Here is a 17746-nt window from a genome sequence, read left to right on the forward strand (position 1 = left end):
TTCCTTCGCAATTTATTAATGCATGGAGCGGTTGGGACAGCATTAGGCGGAGTCTGTACTCTTGTAGGGGAACCCCAAAATTTATTGATCGCGGAAAAAGCCGGCTGGGAATTTTTGGAGTTCGCATTGCGCATGGCTCCCGTGACGCTTCCGGTCCTGGCCACGGGATTGTTTACCTGCATCCTCGTTGAGAAATTACGATGGTTTGATTATGGCTTTCAACTACCGGATCCCGTTCGCCTCATTTTGGTGGAATTCGAAACCGAACAACAGAAACGACGAGATTCCGCGGACACGGCGAAGCTTATCATTCAAGCGATTGCCGGCATTTGGTTGATTATTGCCTTGGCCTTTCACCTGGCGGAGGTCGGAATTATCGGACTCACGGTGATCGTGTTTGTCACCGCCTTTAACGGGATTATCGATGAGCATCAACTTGGAGAGGCGTTCAAGGAAGCGCTTCCTTTCACGGCGCTTCTCGTCGTTTTTTTCGCCATTGTGGCCGTCATCCAGGACCAGAATCTGTTTTCGGGCATTATCGGATATGGATTAAGTTTAGAGGGATCGCAACAAATCGGCATGTTTTATGTGGCCAATGGCATTCTTTCGGCTATCAGCGACAATGTCTTTGTTGCGACGGTTTACATCCAGGAAGTGCTCCGCGCCTACCAGGCGGGCACCATTACCCGTGACCAATTTGACCTTTTGGCGGTTGCCATTAATACCGGCACGAATATCCCCAGTGTGGCGACGCCAAACGGACAGGCCGCATTTTTATTTTTATTAACCTCCTCACTGGCTCCGGTTATCCGCTTATCTTATGGGAAAATGGTCTGGATGGCGCTTCCCTATACGTTGACCATGGCGAGTGTCGGCCTGTTTGCCGTGTATTTTTTATTAGATCCGGCGACATCATATTTATATGATACCGGACTCATTCAACATCATAGCCTGAGTGGCTCCGGCAATCCCCCAGAACCGGCAACGCATTAATTGTTGGAGAAATCAGATAGTGGCTGGGTGAGAAGAAATGGCACCTCTGCAGCAAGAGGGACCAACAACTCGATTGTAGGGAGAAATGAAAATGCGAAGGCTCAGAAGCACCACTTCTGAAGCCTTACCGACTGTTGTGTGGTTCCCAGTTGGTATTACGGGGCCAGTGTTGCAACAGTTTCATTATCCTGAACTACCCGTTCCGGGTACAGAACGATTTCCACACGACGATTTTGGGCTCTTCCTTCCTCAGTCTCATTGGGCATCACCGGTCGTCTATCCGCATAGCCCGTCGCTGAGAATTGATTGGGATCCATTCCGGTTTGCTCAATCAGATACCGCAATACCGTCGTGGCCCGGGCAGTTGAAAGTTCCCAATTCGTGGCATACTGTTTTTGCAGCTGTCCATAAATGCGGTGGTTGTCCGTGTGCCCCTCAACTTGGATGCTTTTCCCTGGCAAGGTGGCTAACACCTGGCCAACCTGCTTCATGATCTTGAGTCCCAGAGGAGTCAAATCCGCCTCACCGGACTCAAAGAGGACTTGCCCCAGCATGGTCAACACTAATCGATCATGGTGTTGAGTCACTACAAGGCTTTTGCCAAATTTGTCCTCAAGCGCCTTGGTAATGCGATCGATCTCTTCTCCGACTGTGATCACTTCATATTTGACCTTCGCCAGTTGCGCTTCCTGAACTTCCCGGGCTTTTCGGACCAATTCCAACTCATGTTTCAATCGCTCCACTTCCTTGAGCCTAGCTTCCAAAGCCGAGAGTTCTTTCTCCAACACCCTATTCTCTTCACGAAGGTGAGACACCTGGCCAATTTGCCCATCCAAACCCGATCTGATTTTTGTAAGTGCGGCCCTCAAATCATGGAAATCCACCGGCTCTCCCCCAAAAAGAGGATCGGGCAGAGAACCGACTCCTTCCGCGTTTCCGAGTTTCCGGATTTGTGTATACAGCGCTTCGACTTCTTGTTGAACCGCGGCTAGTTGTTCCTCTTTAAGTTGGTCTTGCACCTCAACGGTATGCTCCAGGGCCATCTTGGTTTCTTGAAGCTGTATGACTTCAGATTGCTTCGCTTCAACAGCCTGCTGCAACCGTTCAAGTTCCACAGCGGTGGACTCTTGGCTCTCTTCGTATTCTTGAAGAGCACGTTCATGTGATTGCTGGCTCACGCACCCGACCACAACCATACACGCCACAGCTACAAGGAAAATATTGATCAGTTTCATGGTGCCTGCTCCTCCACGTTTACTGCCTCTCCTCACCTCAGCTTTCCGGCAATCAATGAAACCTGAGGATTCAAGACTGATTGGTAACTTTAAGCCAAAATTATTTTGATCTACTCTTCTGGGTGCCAGACTCATCCTTCCCCTAGTGACTGGAAGGTTCCTCCACCACCGCAGAGAGCCGAGAAGATTATTCTCGGCATTTTTGATAGGCCACTTGAGAAAACAGGAAGAACACTGCGGAAATTGGTCAAAGACGTCAGAAAGGCCTTTCAAAATTTCCCAAGGGCCACAACTGAGATTGTTTCAATTCACAAGGGATCTATGTGGAAAAATGAAGAGGGGGGTAATGTTAGAATGAAGGGATTGGGGGGATAAGAAGCTTGATCATCGCCTCGCATGCTCACTAAGAAGGACCATGCTGTCTTAGCATAAATTCTTCTGGAGGTATCGTCTCTGTCGCGACTGCTGCCAGCTTTGTCTTTTACCGAAGAGCCACCTCGCGGACCATCCCCAACTGGTACTGTGCCATATGCTGAGCCAAGTGCGTGACGCTCGAATCCATCATTTCCATAAGTGGTGACGGGTACAAGCCGATCCCCAAGATTAAAACCGCAAGAGGGATCACCGTGGCCAGCTCTCGCATACTGAGATCCGGTAGTTGTGCAATGGTGGAATTTTTAGGTTGGCCCAACACCACCCGTTGGAGCATCCAGAGCATATATGCCGCAGCGAGGACAATGCCCCCCATGGACAACAACACCATTACATAGCTTTCAAAAGACGTTCCGACCAGGACCAAAAATTCTCCTATAAAATTGCACGTGCCAGGCAGTCCGAAGGACGCCACCGAAAACAGACAAAAAAGTGCCACAAACCGAGGCATCGATTTTTGCAATCCTCCATAATCCTGAATCGACCGGCTATGGGTCCGATCATACAATTGACCGACAGCCAAAAAGAGGGCTCCCGTGGTTATTCCATGGTTCACCATCTGCAAGATGGCCCCTTGAATGCCATGGTTATTGAACACGAAGATCCCCAATGTCACGAATCCCATATGCGAAATTGAGGAGTAGGCTACAAGCTTTTTCAGATCAGACTGGGCCAAAGCCATGTATCCCCCGTACACAATAGCTGCCACTGATAACCACAAAATAAAGGGGGCGAAGGTCACCGAGGCCTCGGGAAACATAGGGAGACAAAATCGTAAAAATCCATACCCACCCATTTTTAAGAGCACCCCTGCCAAAAGAACGCTCCCGGCAGTGGGGGCTTCGGAATGGGCATCTGGTAACCATGTGTGAAACGGCAACATGGGCAATTTAATGGCAAAAGCCAGGAAGAACGCCAGAAAAATCCAAAATTGGGCGTCAGGAGAATACGTATTCTCTGCCAACGCTAAAATATCGAATGTCCGCCCTCCTTCCACATACAACCCGAGTATTGCCAAGAGTAAAATCAGGCTTCCTGACAAACTGTACAAGACGAATTTGATGCCGGCGGCGATGCGTTGGGGACCACCCCACAGAATGATCATGAAATACATGGGAATCATCGTGACTTCCCACAACATGAAAAACAAAAACAGGTCCAGAGCGGTAAAGACCACGATCATGGCCCCTTCGACCAACAGAATCATCGCCATAAAGGAGCGTACACGAGTGGTAATCGATTGCCAGGAGCAGAGCACGCAAAACGGGCAGAGCAGAGTCGTGAGTAAAACCAGGAGCAGACTAATCCCATCCACACCGACAGCATATTGAATATTAAAGGTCGGCATCCATGCCATCCGCTCCACAAATTGCATGCCTTGAATGGAAAAATCGAACTCTTTCACTAGCACCAGTGAGAGAGCACCATCTCCCAGCGTACACCCGAGTGCCACGCGCCGAATCCATTCCTGATCCTGAATACAGGCGATGATCGCAATGCCCACAAACGGGATGGCAATCATGACACTCAAAAGATGTTCAATAAAGATCGTGTTCATAGTCTCCCCTTCCTGACATGCCGATCATGACACCACCAAGACATGAAAGACGTCTTATCCTTTTTCTTTCGGACCCAATGCCGTTGTTATCCATGCCCAACTCGTCTTCTCAAGATTGCTGAGAAGCTCCATGTAGAATCACACCACATACCAAAATAAGACCCCAATGCCTAAAATGAGCCAGAAAATCATGACCAGTAAGTGGTGCTGTAATGTGCGAGGCTCCAATTCCCGCATCAAACTCCCTGTGGTCTCTGCTTGATTCCCGGCACGATTCACATTTTTGTCGATAACTTTGATCTCGATACTTTTCCATAGCCAGTTGGCGATACCAAGGCTACGTTGCCCGATACCCACCACGACCCGATCGACACCACGAAGATCCACCACCCGCCAGAGCCACCCGGCAATTCCTACGCTGTTTCGACCCAAACCCACTACCAGCCCGTCAATCCCGCGAAGGTCCACCACCCGCCACATCCATTTCGCCGCCAACACCGACACATTTGCGATTCCCATGATCAGGGCGTCAAACACTTTCCGGTCGACAACCCGCCAGAGCCATCGGGCAAACCGGAGGGAGGGCACCACAACAAACGCCTCGTACATTTCGTCGAAATACAATTTATTCAGGAAATGGACATAGCAACGCTTGCCCATTTCCGATTGTTGAAACCAGGATCCGGAAAATTTTGTTAGGGAAAAGTACCCGACCGCGATACCGCCTACAGCCACGGCAAAGGCTAGAATACCTTGCATGCCAGACCCCCTCGAAGGATTTTCTGGAATATACGGCATACGATGTCCCACGACCGGCGACAGAAATTCGGCAAACCAACTCCACAAGATCAGTAACAGGCTTCCGACGATTCCAATGATCGCCAAGATTCCCAGAAGATGAATGGGGGAAAAGAAACGAGGCTGCATGGCCTGGCTTCCCATTCTATCTCCATAGGCGATTGATAGAGGTTGGTGAAACAACAGCAGAACACCTCGCATGACATACATGGCGGAAAAAAATACCGTCAAAAATCCCAAAATCCAAAAGGTCCATTGGGCTGAAGATCCCGGTTGAATCATCCACAATTGTTCATATGGTCCGAAAAAAATGAGGAAGGGGGGAAGACAGGCTAACAGCAACGCCCCTGATACGATTGGCCACAAGGAATGGGTTGAGGGGACATGTGCGGAAAATGAAGTTGGTTCATGTCCATGAGATCCAACCAAACGAAGCGCGTTTCCGGTCGATAAAAATAAAAATCCCTTCAAACAGCCATGGGCCAGCATATGAAAAATAGACACCACAAAAGCCCCCACTCCGCAGGTCATGATCATAAAACCGATTTGACCAATAGTGGAAAACGCCAGCATGCGTTTAATATCCACCTGAGTCAGGGAGACCAGAGTCGCAAAAAGGGCCGTTAGGCCCCCGATCACCGCAATGACAGTCATGGCTTCAGGCGAAAGTATCACGAGGGGACTCATGCGAACCAACAAGAAGGGCCCTGCATTCACCATGGTCGCGGCGTGAATCAAAGCCGAAACGGGCGTAGGCGCTTCCATGGCAAAGGGTAGCCAGACGTGGAAGGGCATTTGTGCGGATTTCCCCATGGCTCCCAAGAAAAGAAACAGTGTAATGAGCGTGAGGATGTGAATGGGAACGTCCAGCCCGAGCCAGCCGAACAGGTTGATGGTGTTTCCCTCTATGGATGGGGCTTCCGCTAAAATCGTCTGGATATCCAGTGTTCCAAAAGTGGAATAGGTCAGAATGACCCCGAAACCTAAGCCCACATCTGCGACCGAATTCACGAGAAAGGCCTTGGTCGCAGCCTGAGCAGATGACTGACGCTCACCCCAATGAGAAATCAACAAATAGGAACAGATACCCATGATCTCCCAGAACACAAACATCATGAGTAGATTATTGCTCATGACCAACATGATCATCGAAAACGTAAACAGCGCGATAACCGCAAAGAACCGGTTATACCGGGGATCGCCGATCATATAACGGGACGCGTACACATGCACCACGCTGCTCACACCGGTCACCAGGAGCAGGAGCAACACCGTGAGTTGGTCGAGGTAGAGACCCAAATCAACAACCAGGTCACCCGATTTGATCAGTCGATAGAGGGGGATGGAAAAGGCCCCGTCCGATACCACGTGAGCAAACGCGATGGTGGAAAAAGCGAAGGAGAGAGCCATAGCCGGGATCCCGACCTTATGACCTTGCTCGCCCAGCCAGGGCTTCCCCAGCACGAGAACCAGAGCGGCCATCAGAGGAAGGAGAGGAATAAGGATGAGGAATGTCATATTCAGGAGATCACCATATGCCTAACCCAGCTAAAGCCCTGGTGGAACCGCATTTTTGAGGAGGAAACTGACAATGTGGTCGCTCATCACTCCCAACACTATGACCGCCACTGACATTGCACCGAGACTAATTCGCACCGCCAACGGAATCTCACGCATGAGAGGAGGCTGCTGAGCGGACCGGTCACGAAACACCCTTTCAAATAACTTAAGAAAGTAGGCGAGAGTTAACAGAGTCGCAATCAGGACTGCGGCAATGGCAAGATAGTTCTGTGCTTCCACCGCGCCAAGAATGATATACCATTTTCCAAAGAACCCCCCTGTCGGAGGAATTCCAATCATCGACAGGGCTATGACCACCAGGGCGACCGACATCCATCCCGCTCCTCCTTGCAATCGCACAAGATCCTCAATAGTGCGAACCCCATACAGATGAATAATCGCCCCTGCCCAGAAAAACAATCCCGCTTGCATCACGGCATCATTCAAGAGGTAAAAGACTCCGCCGACAAAACCTGTTTGATTCCCGAGACTAATTCCCACCAGCACCAGCCCGATATGCGAAAGCCCTCCATACGCAAACATGCGTTTAATTTCTGTCTGGGACAAAGCCAGGAATGCGCCAACCAAGGCTGCAATTGCCCCAAGAATTCCCACTAACATCAGAAGGCGGATCTGGTAGATCACCGCATGGGCTCCGAGCACCCAAAACATAATACGAATCCATCCATAGAGGGCGACCTTGGTCACTAACGAAGCCAGCATGGGTGAAACGCGGTCAGGAGCATACGTGTAGGCATCCGGCAACCATCCGTGGAGCGGCACCAACGCCATCTTGATGCCCAAACCGATAAACATAAAAAGCACACCGACAGCGATGGCCTTGGAGCCCACCAAGGGTGGCACCCGCTGCGCCAGATCCGCCATATTGAGCGTACCCGTTTCAGCATATAAGTATCCTACCCCCAGGAGATACAAAGAAGCTCCGAACGTGCCGAGAATTAAATACCGGAACCCGGCGACAAGGGCTTTCCCGCCAGCTAACCCAACTAAGGCATAAGCACACAGGGCGGATACTTCTAAGAAAACGAAAAGATTGAACAGATCTCCAGCAAACACCATGCCGGTCAGACTGGCGATCAATAACAACACCAGCGTATAAAACGGGACAATCCGGCTACCGAGGTAAGGAAACAAGACAGAACTAAGGAAGGTGATACACACCAATCCGACAAGACTTAAAGCCACGGTCATGACGCTGGCCAATCCGTCTGCCACCCACTCAATCCCGACCGGATCGGCCCATCCCCCAAAGTCATAATGAATGGTCCCGTGTTGAAGAACTCCTACCAGATTCGCGAAGGAGACCACGACCATCGCAGCCAGCACACCAATCGCTAGTGGCCGGCACCACTCACGACGCCTGACACCGATTAATGGCAGACAAATGGCTAAACCGAGAGGTAAAAGGAAAAGGATTACGGGAAGGTGGCGCGTCATTCCATCCTTTTGAGAATTTCTTCTTCGTCCAGGCTGCCGTATTTTTTATAAATGGCATCGGCCAGGGCCAAAGATACTCCCAGGGTGGCAACACCCACGACAATTGCCGTCAATGTCAGAACATGAGGGAGAGGATTAGCATAGACTTCAGGGTGAATAATTTCCGTAGTGGAGAGCAAAATAGGCACCGTAGCGTCTCGCTTGGCACTCGTCGTGACGAGGAAAAAAATCACACTCGTTTGCATGAGATACATCCCGATGAGTTTTTTCACCAGATTGTACCGGGTCACCATAATATAGATGCCCCACAGAAACAGCAGCACGAAGGCAATATAGTTGGGGCGCTGGAGCCACCCCCCAATCAACTCAAACATCATACTCCTGCTCGGTATCGTGATAGGCCAAGCTGAGAACAATAGAGATACCGGTCACCGCAACGTCTACGGCCACGCCGATTTGTGCTAGTAGAATCCCCATGTACCGACGTGCGGGAGCATCCAAACCCGGAATTTCCAAATTGGCATAGTTGAGAAATTCCCCACCTCCAATGAGGCATAAGCCACCCACTCCCACAAAAATAATCAATCCAATCCCATCGCCATGCAACGCCTTTTCTACCAGGCGCCCCTGAGGGGACTTCAGCCCAAACACCAAAAAAGTCAGAATCATACTGGTCGTCCAAATGACGCCGGCCACAAATCCTCCTCCCGGGCCATACTGGCCGAAGAACAAGACATAAATGGCAAACAGCTGGGCCAGAGGAATGAGCATGCGACTCATGCTCTGAACAATGATGCTGTCATGGATCTGTTTCATGAGCCTGGCTCCCTTAATAACAACGCACAGGCAATGCCGGCCGTAAATATCACCACGGTCTCAATCAACGTATCAAATGCCCGATAGTCCATCAGCACCGAGGTGACCACATTCGGCGTGAGCGTGTCCGCATAGCTATTCTGTAAGTACACAGGAGAAATATGCACGTTGGGCGGTGAGGTCGGGTCGCCAAACTGAGGAAGATCATTAGCCGCGAGTAACAACAGAAGGCCCAACAAGGGCAGCCCGAGCACTCCTGCCAGAGGAGGAGGGGGACGACGAAGGCGGCTATCCTTGGGAGCGGTATCAAACAACGTGATGAGAAACAACACGGTGCCCAACCCGGCCCCAATCACGGCTTCCACAAATGCCACATCCACCGCACCCAGCCAAGCCCAAACCAGGGACAGGAAGAAACTATACGACCCGAGAATAAACACTGAACTCATCAATTCCTTGACCAAAAATGTTGCGCTGGCTGCCGTCAGAACCAGGAGTAACAGCAAAGCAATATTCACTGAATACATCATGGGTCTTCCTTCGTCTGAGGTTTAAGGCCAGCCCGATAGGCCGCTCGAATGGTGGCATGAGCAATGACCGGATTTAAAAGGATGAGCAAGACCAGAACGACCAGGATCTTCAGCATATTGATCCCGAATCCCTGGTACAAAGCAAGGCCCGCGAGAACGCAAATGGCGCCCAGGGAATCAGTCAGGGAGACGGCATGGGATCGCGAAAATACGTCGGGGAGGCGTAGCGTGCCAATCGCAGCCACAACCAGGAAAAATACCCCTACTAGAATTAACCCGATGGCAAAAACAACCATTTAGGGTGTCCCTCGTTGCTCAAGAAATTTAGCAATGGCAAATGCTCCAACCAAGTTGAGAAGCGCATACCCCGTGGAGATATCCACGAACATCTCTACACGGTCATAGACTGTTCCCATCACAACGCCCAGAATGATGGCTTTGGTCGAAATTCCCGCCAACCCTAATACCCGATCAAATACCGTGGGGCCCTGGATCACACGGTACAGATACACGAGAATCAGAAAAGACAACGTGATTAATAAAAACAGAAAAAAATCAATCATCAGTGATTCGTGTCTTCCTGAAAGACCCAGGCAATTTTGCGCTCCATCCGGCCTGTGGTGAGGTCCTTTGCTGCTGTCTCATCTATCGCATGCACCAGAAATGTATTGCCGTTGGCTTCAACGGTAATGGTGCCAGGCGTCAAGGTCACAGAATTTCCAAGCAGAACGATGGCACCCCGATGCTTTAAATGAGACCGATAGGTAATGAGTGTGGGCTTAATGGGTAATGAGGGATTCAGAATGAGTTTCGTCAAGTGCAGACTACTCTCAACAATCCGAAGAAAGAGCCAGGGGCTGTACAGGACGACACGAACCCATGGGAAATTATGGAAGGGAGAATGAGGGAATCCCGTGTTTAACCACGCCACTCCACAAGATGCCATGAATCCAAGTACGAGGTGAAAATTGTCGTACTTCCCTGATAACACAAGCCAGACACCAAAAAGGGCCAAGGTGTTCGCGATAAACTGTTTCGGATAAGAAGACTTCATCCTGGGCTATTCTCACCAAAATCTGAACTTCTCGACTCAATGAATCCGATAAGGTAAAAAAAAAGCCAACCATATGTTTTTCGAATGAGGTATTCAAAAAACCTGGTTGGCATGTACTGTCTCCAGCCTAGCGGAACTAAAAAAATGCTGGGAACCCTACGGCCATGATGTATATGATGTTTCGGAAAACCGGATGCTCCCACTCTCCCTACTCGGTCTTCGCCAAATACAAAGAGGAGCCTCATCCTTTTCAACACCCTGCAAGCCTCTGACCTTATACCAGGCACCCTCTTCCATCCACAACTCCGAATCAAAGGGTTAGGTTCGATTGGAGTCTTTTGACCAACCTACTTAGGACCACTGGATCCTCTAGGTGGAATCGAAAAGCCTAGGAAATTAACATCTCTCATCAGAGATGATGTGGATATTCGTTCAGGCATTCAAAGCACGGCAAAAGGTAAAAAGACTCTCCTTCCTATCGTGAAATCAAATTGTAACCGTGACCGGTTCCCAAGTTGCATCAGAGAGATACCGTGAAAAGCCTCTGGACTCTGGATCACACGCTATGACATTCATCCATTGGTTATGGAAGACATGCTGAAGCAACCTGTGCTTCTGAATAATGGACCGTATTCGATCCGGCGGTGCCTCAATGATGGCGAGTAAGCGCATGGGTTCATGATAGTGCCGCGCCCCATCATTTACCGATTGGAGGGGAAGGCCTTTTTGCAGATCACTTTGGCTCCCTAACATCACCCCAACTCCGGCAACCATATTGTGAATGACCTTGCTCCCACTCCCATAGGCCCAAGGATCCACCGCCGAAAAGTAATACGTTAAGTTAATCAATTCACCCACGATGAGGGGTGCGGTCATGATTTTTTCAAGAAGGCTCCCATCAGGATCTGAGCCAGGGTCGTAGGAATGTAAAAAGACTCTGCCTTCCAAATCCAGACCCTTGGTAAGAGCCCGCCTTCCAATCAAAAAGGCCGCGTTCCCCGACAATCCCCATTCAGGACGGGAATTAGCCCAATCCATGCTCCGTTGCCTGACATGTTTAAACGCTGCATTTGGAGACACCGCTGTCGGAGCGCCGGGGATTCGCCCGCATCGTTCCAATGCCTGATGTGTACCAGCCTGCTCCAAGTCTTTCACCAACAGTCCTAATTCCTCTAAATGGATAGCAGGAACATCGACAAGGTCATACAACATCACTCGATCAGTGGTGGTGTTGTGTTTGGCGGGAAGAAACCAGGTATCCTCCGGAATGACCAGGCCATGATCGTTCAGAATGTGCCGGACCTCTGGATTATTGGCCATAGCCGAAAAGGCACGAGCATTCGGGTCACCATGACTGCCTCCACATGCGCCACAGTCCAGTGCCGCATAATAGGGATTATTATCGGATTGGCTTCCATGACCGCAGACCATCACAAAACGGCCAAAACTTTTCGTGAGCCCGATCACACGCAATCCGCCCTCCACAAAGGCCGCTTGCTCCAATGTGGTGAAACCTTGCGTCAGTTCTCCCAAACGCGGCCTTTCCTGCTCGTGATCACCTGAAGGCGTAACAGGAATATGCGTGGAAACGGTGCTCCCCAACCACTGCTGCAAAGACTGTTTGACGGCATCGAAGGAGGTTCGAAAGAGCGTTTTTCCTACCAACCCGACGCTAAAAAACATTCCTAGCACATCAATCAGCATAAAGGAGGCAAATGGATTGTGCTTTAGATCATGAAAGAGGTGATGACTGAGTTGATGCCACCTGGTCCCGGAAAGATAGCTCTCCACCCTTTCATGCTGCCCCATTCGCGGAACTTCGATCACTTCCGTTTTTGGTGTCAACAAAATTGGACACAAAGCCAAGTGGTCGTGGCTATCAAATGCCACATGACTCATGGTCACACCAAAGAATCCGGCATACCCAAATGTTTCATACGGTCCCTGAGCCTCAAGATGGCGACGAAACGACTCTGAGCGGGCATCGATGCAAAAAATCCCTTGCGCCCGAGGCCGCTCATTAGCAATAGGTGCCACCACCCGATGTCCGCTGATCTTCCTCAGCAAAGACTCTCGATAGACGTACTCATACGCTTCAAGCCAAACCGGTCCATGTGCCGATTGAGGAAAGAGATCCAGCCATTCCAGCAAGGTTGACATGTCGCTGTAAGACAATTCGTGTACCTCAATTGGGGACAATTCCAAAAACTGAGCCAGGTGAAAAATCCGCCAAGCTTGATGGCACACCGCGTAATCATTAGGATCAGTGGCGTGAGAAGAAGAAAAACTCAACTCCTGTTCATGCTTACCATGTTCGTTCCAATAGGCCAGGAGTGCAGATAACGACCCTTTGATGCCCCATTCCCGTTGGCAAAGTCCCTCTACCATTCCCGATTCATAAAAGAGCCGGACGGCCAGATATTGCACAGGATCGATGGGATAGTGTTGTTGGGCAGGATACCCGGCATGGTCTCCACGCCAGCGGATAAACCCTGACCAACCTGGCAATTGAGCTAAATGACGAGAGAGATACTCTTGCCAACGTCCCTTCGGGATATTGAGATCCTGAAGATGCCTGCACAACATCTCTTCCGGTGCGTCGGACAATTCGCGAATTTTTTGTCGGAGATCCGGAATCCCGAGAAATCTGCCTGAGAGATCCCCCCCGGCCAATTCTCGCCATGCAGCAAAAAACCCCTTATCTCTTGAAGGCATACTCCATCCCGCAACACCTTCGTCAACAAATGCCGCAATCCATTTGATCATGTGCGTATTGATGGTCTCAACCAGCGCGCTCCCCGTCTCACTGTCTAGCCAATCACCCAGCGTTCGGTCTTTAGGTAAATCAACCGTGACGGAATGGGCCTCTTTTCTAGATAAATCAGAGCTCCGATTGAGATCAGGTGCATGAAAAGAACCCGATCCCGACACAGGATCAAACAATTGGCATGTCGCCAACGAACTTTTCCAGAGGTTGTGCAGATAGGCCGATTCCGGATCATGTCGGCACTTCTCGCACTCACGAATCGTTCGGTCAATAATGGATGTTCGAGACTCCTCCGGAAGATCGGATCGAAATCGTGTGCTCAGACCTTCTAGTTCCAGGGTCCACGGCAGTAACGCAGTAGGTAAGGCTTCAATCCCGTAAACGGCATGAATCCGCCAGACATCTTGGATATGAATGATACGGTCACCAACCTGCATCGTGGTTCGAGAAGGGAGGGGAGGTCCTACGCGCCCAAGGGCCTGGTCAATGGCCGAAAGAGTGATTCGACCTTGATGAACGAATTGACGATACTCTTCACCAGGCAAAAACCCCTTGGCGCCCAGCAACTGATTCGCTTCCTCAATCGCACAGGCAAATGGTAAATGTTCAAGGTCCCGAATGGGATTGTAATAGGCAAACGATTTCATCGGCCAATACGGCCCGATGGGCTGACACGCCTCATCAACGATTTCTCGAAGCCATTTCCAATTCGTCATTGATGAATGATCTTGCTCAAGTTTGCTCATTGGCCCATTTCCACTTTTTTAAGAGCACGGACGTCTACCATCCTCAAATCAAAGTCTAGAGAAACCATTTGTGCTCTTACTGGATAAAATAACGCGAATCAGGGTGAAATGGCAGAAGGGAAAACCTGACAAGACCATGCACCCAACTCATTAGATTTCAGTTAATTTAGCAGCATTCAATTAACTCAATTGACAATAAAAAAGCCAACCGAGGGACGTCTCCTCTTGCTAGCCTCAGGAGATCACTTGGTTGGCTTATTCAATCGCCTATCTCAATCACCTGATGAATGATACAAGCGATCCGACAAACCCATTTTACGATCAAGGTCAAAACCAGCACGGTGACCACCCTCCTCAGGCATTCGAGGAGAAGTCCGTTCTCTTCTTGACCTCACAGGAACAATACGCTTATATCAGGGGGGTAGGCTCTTCCTCAAGATCCCGATATTTTTTCCTACGGGAATGTGAATGATCGATAGTTAAATGGGCAAGGTCCGTATTGCCGGAAAGCATGACTCTATGAAACCCCCCTTCACACGAGGTGAAATGGAATCGGCAATACGAAATGCCATCATTAAATTTGAGCAGGAATTCATGGGCCGCGGCCCCACCGATGTTCGAGCCAGCATTCTTCGCGACACCATCCTCATTCGGCTTAAAGGTGTTCTGACGCCAGCCGAACGCCAGCTGGCCAAAAGTGAAGAAGGCATTGGAATGGTTAAACAGATGCGCCAGAATCTCATTTCACAAGGAAGAGAGCAATTGTGTCGTGAAATGTTGGAGATCACCGGAGCGGAAACGACTGCCCTGTTTACAGATATCGACACCCGAATCGAAGAACGCATCATCGTCCTGACCTTAGATCGTGATTTGGAGGCGACCTTTCGCTGAAAATCCTCAATTTGGACATTAACCGTCTCACAGATATCTGTGAATGACTGCGCCGGTTGGACCACTTTCTGGACCTTAGTGACTGAATTCACGATTCTTTCTGGGTTTCCCTTCCTGGCTTTTTGGGAGACAGAAATTTTTCACTCTTGACTTCTCTGGAATTTAGCTTATCTTTGAAGGTATGAATCCAGGACGCGTGTTAACCCATGATGAGAAAAAAGCCTCTGAGGCGGCCTTTCGGGGATTGCCGATGAATGATTCATGGACGGATTCTGCCAAGGCCGTCTATGAAGGTCTTCTTCAGGCATTAGGGAAGACACCTCTGAGCGATCTTGCTCCTTCAGAAAAAGAAGACACCGATTCCAAGGAAAGCTCTAATGTTTTGCCTTCAGATTTCCCTGAACCATCCCAGTTAGCTCTTTCCCTGAGCTCAGGGGATATACCTGCAGAATTTGAATCACTCCCGATTGGATCCCGCAAAGAAGCCATTGAATCTGGGATACTCAAAGATGTCACGTCTATTGCGCAAAGCGTTGGGCTGGATTTCTGTGTGGGCATGACCAATCCGCTCTGGGACAAATACATCACACCTTCTCCAGATTATACCGAAGAACTTATTCAAACACGCCTACGCGATACCCTGGTGGCTGTCCGTCTCCGGTTAGCCATCCTAAAAACACCAACTCCCCTGGTGGATGTTCCTATCTTGTTACAGTTTTCTCCTGAACCGACCCCTCAGCTCTGCCTCACCTTTGCGCTATTTCACAAAGATCCAGTTGATGGCGATTGCCTGCTCCTGATTCATCCAGGTGAGGTCTTCGCGACCCGCCAAGCATTTGAGAATAATTAACCCGTTTTCCTCCCAAAACTCAGAACTTTTTTGTAGGCAAGAAATGTCTTCTGTTAATTTCAAACCGATAGGTGATGTGGTTGTTGCCACCCGATAATGCTCAACTGAGTCCCTCAGGATAGGGTTGGAACACGCAAAATTAGGGATGAGGCGAAAACCAAGGGGAGTGAGAAGCCACGAAGTTGAAATATAGGTGGTTTGCTCCTCCCGCTTGACGTTGCATCGCACAAAAATGAGAAAGGCAATGGGGAACATCCCCAATTGCGAGAGAGGGTTCAAGCCCGTGAACTTATGGCTCACGGGCTTGATACCATTAGTCGGATAAGAACGAAGAAAGCCCCCTTTATTCCAAATCGCTGGGATTGTTGAATAACGCAGGCAACGCAATATTGCCATGTCCGTACTGGGGGAAATTATGTGACTGCGAATCACCCGGATTTAAATTGGAAGCCGTATCGTCAGGTGGAAACAACACCAGCGTCTGGAGAAAATCGATAACCTGCCCCTGCTGCTGATCCGATAACCGGGCAAAGCGATCCCGAGAATTTTGCGCTTCACCACCATGCCGCATGATAACCGACCACAGGTCGATACTCCGCCCGTCATGCCCATAAGGAGCAGTCGTCCCCACTCCCCATAGCGGTTCGGTCATCAACTCCTTGGTCAAGGTGCCATCCCAATTGCGTTCCCAGAAGTTGGAGCCAAGGTTATGCCGCTTGAAATCCGCATAAATATTCTTGACGACAAATCGTTGACCTTTGGGTTTTTTCACCGAAGGCGAACCCGAACCCTGGACGTCTTGGAACGAAGGAGTCGCCACGGCAAACAGATCATTGAAAATCCCTCGTCGACGGTCATAAGTGGTTTCAACATCAGCCACACGTCGATCTTTCTCAATGACTAAATTTTGGATATGACAGCCGGTGCATTGAATGTCCTGAAAGAGTTTCTGCCCTTGTTCAGTATCTCTGGTTTGCCGGCCTATGCCGGGCTTAAAATAATTCAACAAATAGAATTCCAGATGGTCCACCAGACTCACGGGCACTTCATTGGCAACCCCATCTCGATCCGAATCATCACTCTCACTAAAAACTGGTGGCGCTTCGATTGCATCAACCTTCCCATTTAACACCATTCCCGATGGCGTCACCACTTTCTCACCGCCCGCAGCCTTCGCCAGATCAGGATCAAAAGCCTCCATACCCATTTCTCCATTCAATGCCCCGACAACAAATTCCCTGATGGAAATGGTGCCGCCGTGATGGAAAAATGGCCGTACCCGAAGATCCGCATCAACCCCTTCTAATCGAGAAGAATCGACCGAACCGTCAGGATTGACTCTGATTTTTCCATAGGAAATTCCTTTACTCTTCAACGACACTTCCACCGATCCTCGTCCATTCTTGGCTTTGGCAATGGCCTGATCCCGGGTTTGCCGAAGATCTTGGGTAATTTCATCGGCAAGCATTTCGACAATCCCTAACCCGAATAAATGCGGGGCATCCCGGCTATCCGGACGGGTAAACACGTCTCCACCAAATCCCGCCGAACTACGTGGACGTCCGTGGCAGGCCGCACAACTATCGGTTAACCCTGCGCCCAGGGAGGCATCAGCGCTAATATCTCCAAACCCGTCACCATTGCGTGGGCCCATCCCTTGAGATATGGTGAATTTTCGTTGAAAAATATTACGACCGCGACGAATGGATCGGAACGGATCCCGGTTAATAATGTATAGCGAGGAATCGGGAGTGTTAATATCTCCCCGGCCAGCCCCAATTTGCTGCTCCAAGGATTTCTGAATCCCTGCCTGTTCAGAATTAGGGTGTTGAAAGATGTCGGTTTCCTGGGCCTGCGCGCCAGGTAAACCTGTTACAAACGACAGCGTGCCCAACACTGGGAACAAAAAGAAAAGAGACATACCTCTTTTCCCATTCTTTAGCATAACGAAACTCTCTTTCCTGGGGGAAAACTGTTGAAATTATTGAGGGGGAAGTGGACTGCTCTGACAGACACAGTTGAAGTTAATGAGGGGGGCGGGAAACTGCTTTCCTACAT

At 49.9% G+C, this 17746-nt stretch carries 15 protein-coding genes; 3 read left to right on the plus strand and 12 right to left on the minus strand.

Annotation, left to right across the window (positions count from 1 at the left end; translation table 11 throughout):
- Nucleotides 1-993, plus strand: a 993-nt coding sequence (locus tag AAH187_RS03430) for an SLC13 family permease (RefSeq protein ID WP_342347034.1), incomplete at its 5' end; no start/stop codon positions are given.
- Nucleotides 994-1148: 155 nt separating this feature from the next.
- On the opposite strand, the gene AAH187_RS03435 is transcribed toward AAH187_RS03430, so the two are convergent.
- The 11 genes from AAH187_RS03435 to AAH187_RS03485 form a co-directional block, all read right to left on the minus strand.
- A complete protein-coding gene (locus AAH187_RS03435; protein WP_342347035.1) occupies nucleotides 1149-2228 on the minus strand; it encodes an OmpA family protein in 1080 nt (359 codons plus the stop codon).
- A gap of 481 nt (nucleotides 2229-2709) precedes the next feature.
- On the minus strand, nucleotides 2710-4218 hold the full coding sequence (locus AAH187_RS03440) for an NADH-quinone oxidoreductase subunit M (protein WP_342347036.1): 1509 nt from the start codon (nucleotides 4216-4218) through the stop codon (nucleotides 2710-2712).
- Nucleotides 4219-4356: 138 nt separating this feature from the next.
- Nucleotides 4357-6534, minus strand: a complete 2178-nt coding sequence (locus AAH187_RS03445; RefSeq protein WP_342347037.1) for an NADH-quinone oxidoreductase subunit L — start codon at nucleotides 6532-6534, stop codon at nucleotides 4357-4359.
- A 30-nt stretch (nucleotides 6535-6564) separates the two neighbouring features.
- Nucleotides 6565-8034 (minus strand): proton-conducting transporter membrane subunit, encoded by a 1470-nt coding sequence (locus AAH187_RS03450; RefSeq protein ID WP_342347038.1) that lies wholly within the window; start codon nucleotides 8032-8034, stop codon nucleotides 6565-6567.
- The gene (locus AAH187_RS03455) at nucleotides 8031-8411 is read right to left on the minus strand and encodes a cation:proton antiporter subunit C (RefSeq protein ID WP_342347039.1); all 381 of its coding nucleotides are present in this window, start codon (nucleotides 8409-8411) and stop codon (nucleotides 8031-8033) included. The genes AAH187_RS03450 and AAH187_RS03455 overlap by 4 nt, the downstream gene beginning before the upstream one ends.
- Nucleotides 8401-8850 carry an MnhB domain-containing protein gene (locus AAH187_RS03460; protein ID WP_342347040.1) on the minus strand — a complete coding sequence of 150 codons (450 nt, stop codon included), beginning with the start codon at nucleotides 8848-8850 and terminating at the stop codon, nucleotides 8401-8403. Before AAH187_RS03460 ends, AAH187_RS03455 begins: the two co-directional genes overlap by 11 nt.
- On the minus strand, nucleotides 8847-9380 hold the full coding sequence (locus AAH187_RS03465) for a DUF4040 domain-containing protein (RefSeq protein WP_312645978.1): 534 nt from the start codon (nucleotides 9378-9380) through the stop codon (nucleotides 8847-8849). Before AAH187_RS03465 ends, AAH187_RS03460 begins: the two co-directional genes overlap by 4 nt.
- Nucleotides 9377-9676 (minus strand): monovalent cation/H(+) antiporter subunit G, encoded by a 300-nt coding sequence (gene mnhG / locus AAH187_RS03470; protein ID WP_342347041.1) that lies wholly within the window; start codon nucleotides 9674-9676, stop codon nucleotides 9377-9379. The genes AAH187_RS03465 and mnhG overlap by 4 nt, the downstream gene beginning before the upstream one ends.
- Complete coding sequence (locus tag AAH187_RS03475; protein WP_342347042.1) at nucleotides 9677-9943, minus strand: monovalent cation/H+ antiporter complex subunit F; 267 nt, start codon at nucleotides 9941-9943, stop codon at nucleotides 9677-9679.
- Nucleotides 9943-10434 carry a Na+/H+ antiporter subunit E gene (locus tag AAH187_RS03480; protein ID WP_342347043.1) on the minus strand — a complete coding sequence of 164 codons (492 nt, stop codon included), beginning with the start codon at nucleotides 10432-10434 and terminating at the stop codon, nucleotides 9943-9945. The genes AAH187_RS03475 and AAH187_RS03480 overlap by 1 nt, the downstream gene beginning before the upstream one ends.
- A gap of 486 nt (nucleotides 10435-10920) precedes the next feature.
- The gene (locus AAH187_RS03485; RefSeq protein WP_342347044.1) at nucleotides 10921-13947 is read right to left on the minus strand and encodes a DUF2309 domain-containing protein; all 3027 of its coding nucleotides are present in this window, start codon (nucleotides 13945-13947) and stop codon (nucleotides 10921-10923) included.
- Between the two features lie 519 nt (nucleotides 13948-14466).
- On the opposite strand from AAH187_RS03485, the gene AAH187_RS03490 reads away from it, so the two are divergent.
- Entirely contained in the window at nucleotides 14467-14838 is a 372-nt protein-coding gene (locus AAH187_RS03490) for a DUF2294 domain-containing protein (protein ID WP_342347045.1), read from the plus strand.
- 181 nt (nucleotides 14839-15019) lie between these two features.
- Nucleotides 15020-15688: a hypothetical protein gene (locus AAH187_RS03495; RefSeq protein ID WP_342347046.1), complete on the plus strand. Its 669-nt coding sequence runs from the start codon at nucleotides 15020-15022 to the stop codon at nucleotides 15686-15688.
- Between the two features lie 343 nt (nucleotides 15689-16031).
- On the opposite strand, the gene AAH187_RS03500 is transcribed toward AAH187_RS03495, so the two are convergent.
- Nucleotides 16032-17609: a di-heme oxidoredictase family protein gene (locus tag AAH187_RS03500; RefSeq protein ID WP_342347047.1), complete on the minus strand. Its 1578-nt coding sequence runs from the start codon at nucleotides 17607-17609 to the stop codon at nucleotides 16032-16034.
- Nucleotides 17610-17746 lie beyond the last annotated feature (137 nt).

This window comes from uncultured Nitrospira sp., assembly GCA_902500695.1.
GTDB lineage: Bacteria > Nitrospirota > Nitrospiria > Nitrospirales > UBA8639 > Nitrospira_E.

Bases quoted from the DNA above. Each gene is read 5' to 3' on its own strand.
- AAH187_RS03445 (WP_342347037.1), bottom strand. From the start codon at position 6,534: ATGACATTCCTCATCCTTATTCCTCTCCTTCCTCTGATGGCCGCTCTG.
- mnhG (WP_342347041.1), bottom strand. From the start codon at position 9,676: ATGGTTGTTTTTGCCATCGGGTTAATTCTAGTAGGGGTATTTTTCCTG.
- AAH187_RS03490 (WP_342347045.1), top strand. From the start codon at position 14,467: ATGAAACCCCCCTTCACACGAGGTGAAATGGAATCGGCAATACGAAAT.
- AAH187_RS03450 (WP_342347038.1), bottom strand. From the start codon at position 8,034: ATGACGCGCCACCTTCCCGTAATCCTTTTCCTTTTACCTCTCGGTTTA.
- AAH187_RS03465 (WP_312645978.1), bottom strand. From the start codon at position 9,380: ATGATGTATTCAGTGAATATTGCTTTGCTGTTACTCCTGGTTCTGACG.
- AAH187_RS03480 (WP_342347043.1), bottom strand. From the start codon at position 10,434: ATGAAGTCTTCTTATCCGAAACAGTTTATCGCGAACACCTTGGCCCTT.
- AAH187_RS03500 (WP_342347047.1), bottom strand. From the start codon at position 17,609: ATGTCTCTTTTCTTTTTGTTCCCAGTGTTGGGCACGCTGTCGTTTGTA.
- AAH187_RS03435 (WP_342347035.1), bottom strand. From the start codon at position 2,228: ATGAAACTGATCAATATTTTCCTTGTAGCTGTGGCGTGTATGGTTGTG.
- AAH187_RS03495 (WP_342347046.1), top strand. From the start codon at position 15,020: ATGAATCCAGGACGCGTGTTAACCCATGATGAGAAAAAAGCCTCTGAG.
- AAH187_RS03475 (WP_342347042.1), bottom strand. From the start codon at position 9,943: ATGATTGATTTTTTTCTGTTTTTATTAATCACGTTGTCTTTTCTGATT.
- AAH187_RS03485 (WP_342347044.1), bottom strand. From the start codon at position 13,947: ATGAGCAAACTTGAGCAAGATCATTCATCAATGACGAATTGGAAATGG.
- AAH187_RS03440 (WP_342347036.1), bottom strand. From the start codon at position 4,218: ATGAACACGATCTTTATTGAACATCTTTTGAGTGTCATGATTGCCATC.
- AAH187_RS03455 (WP_342347039.1), bottom strand. From the start codon at position 8,411: ATGATGTTTGAGTTGATTGGGGGGTGGCTCCAGCGCCCCAACTATATT.
- AAH187_RS03460 (WP_342347040.1), bottom strand. From the start codon at position 8,850: ATGAAACAGATCCATGACAGCATCATTGTTCAGAGCATGAGTCGCATG.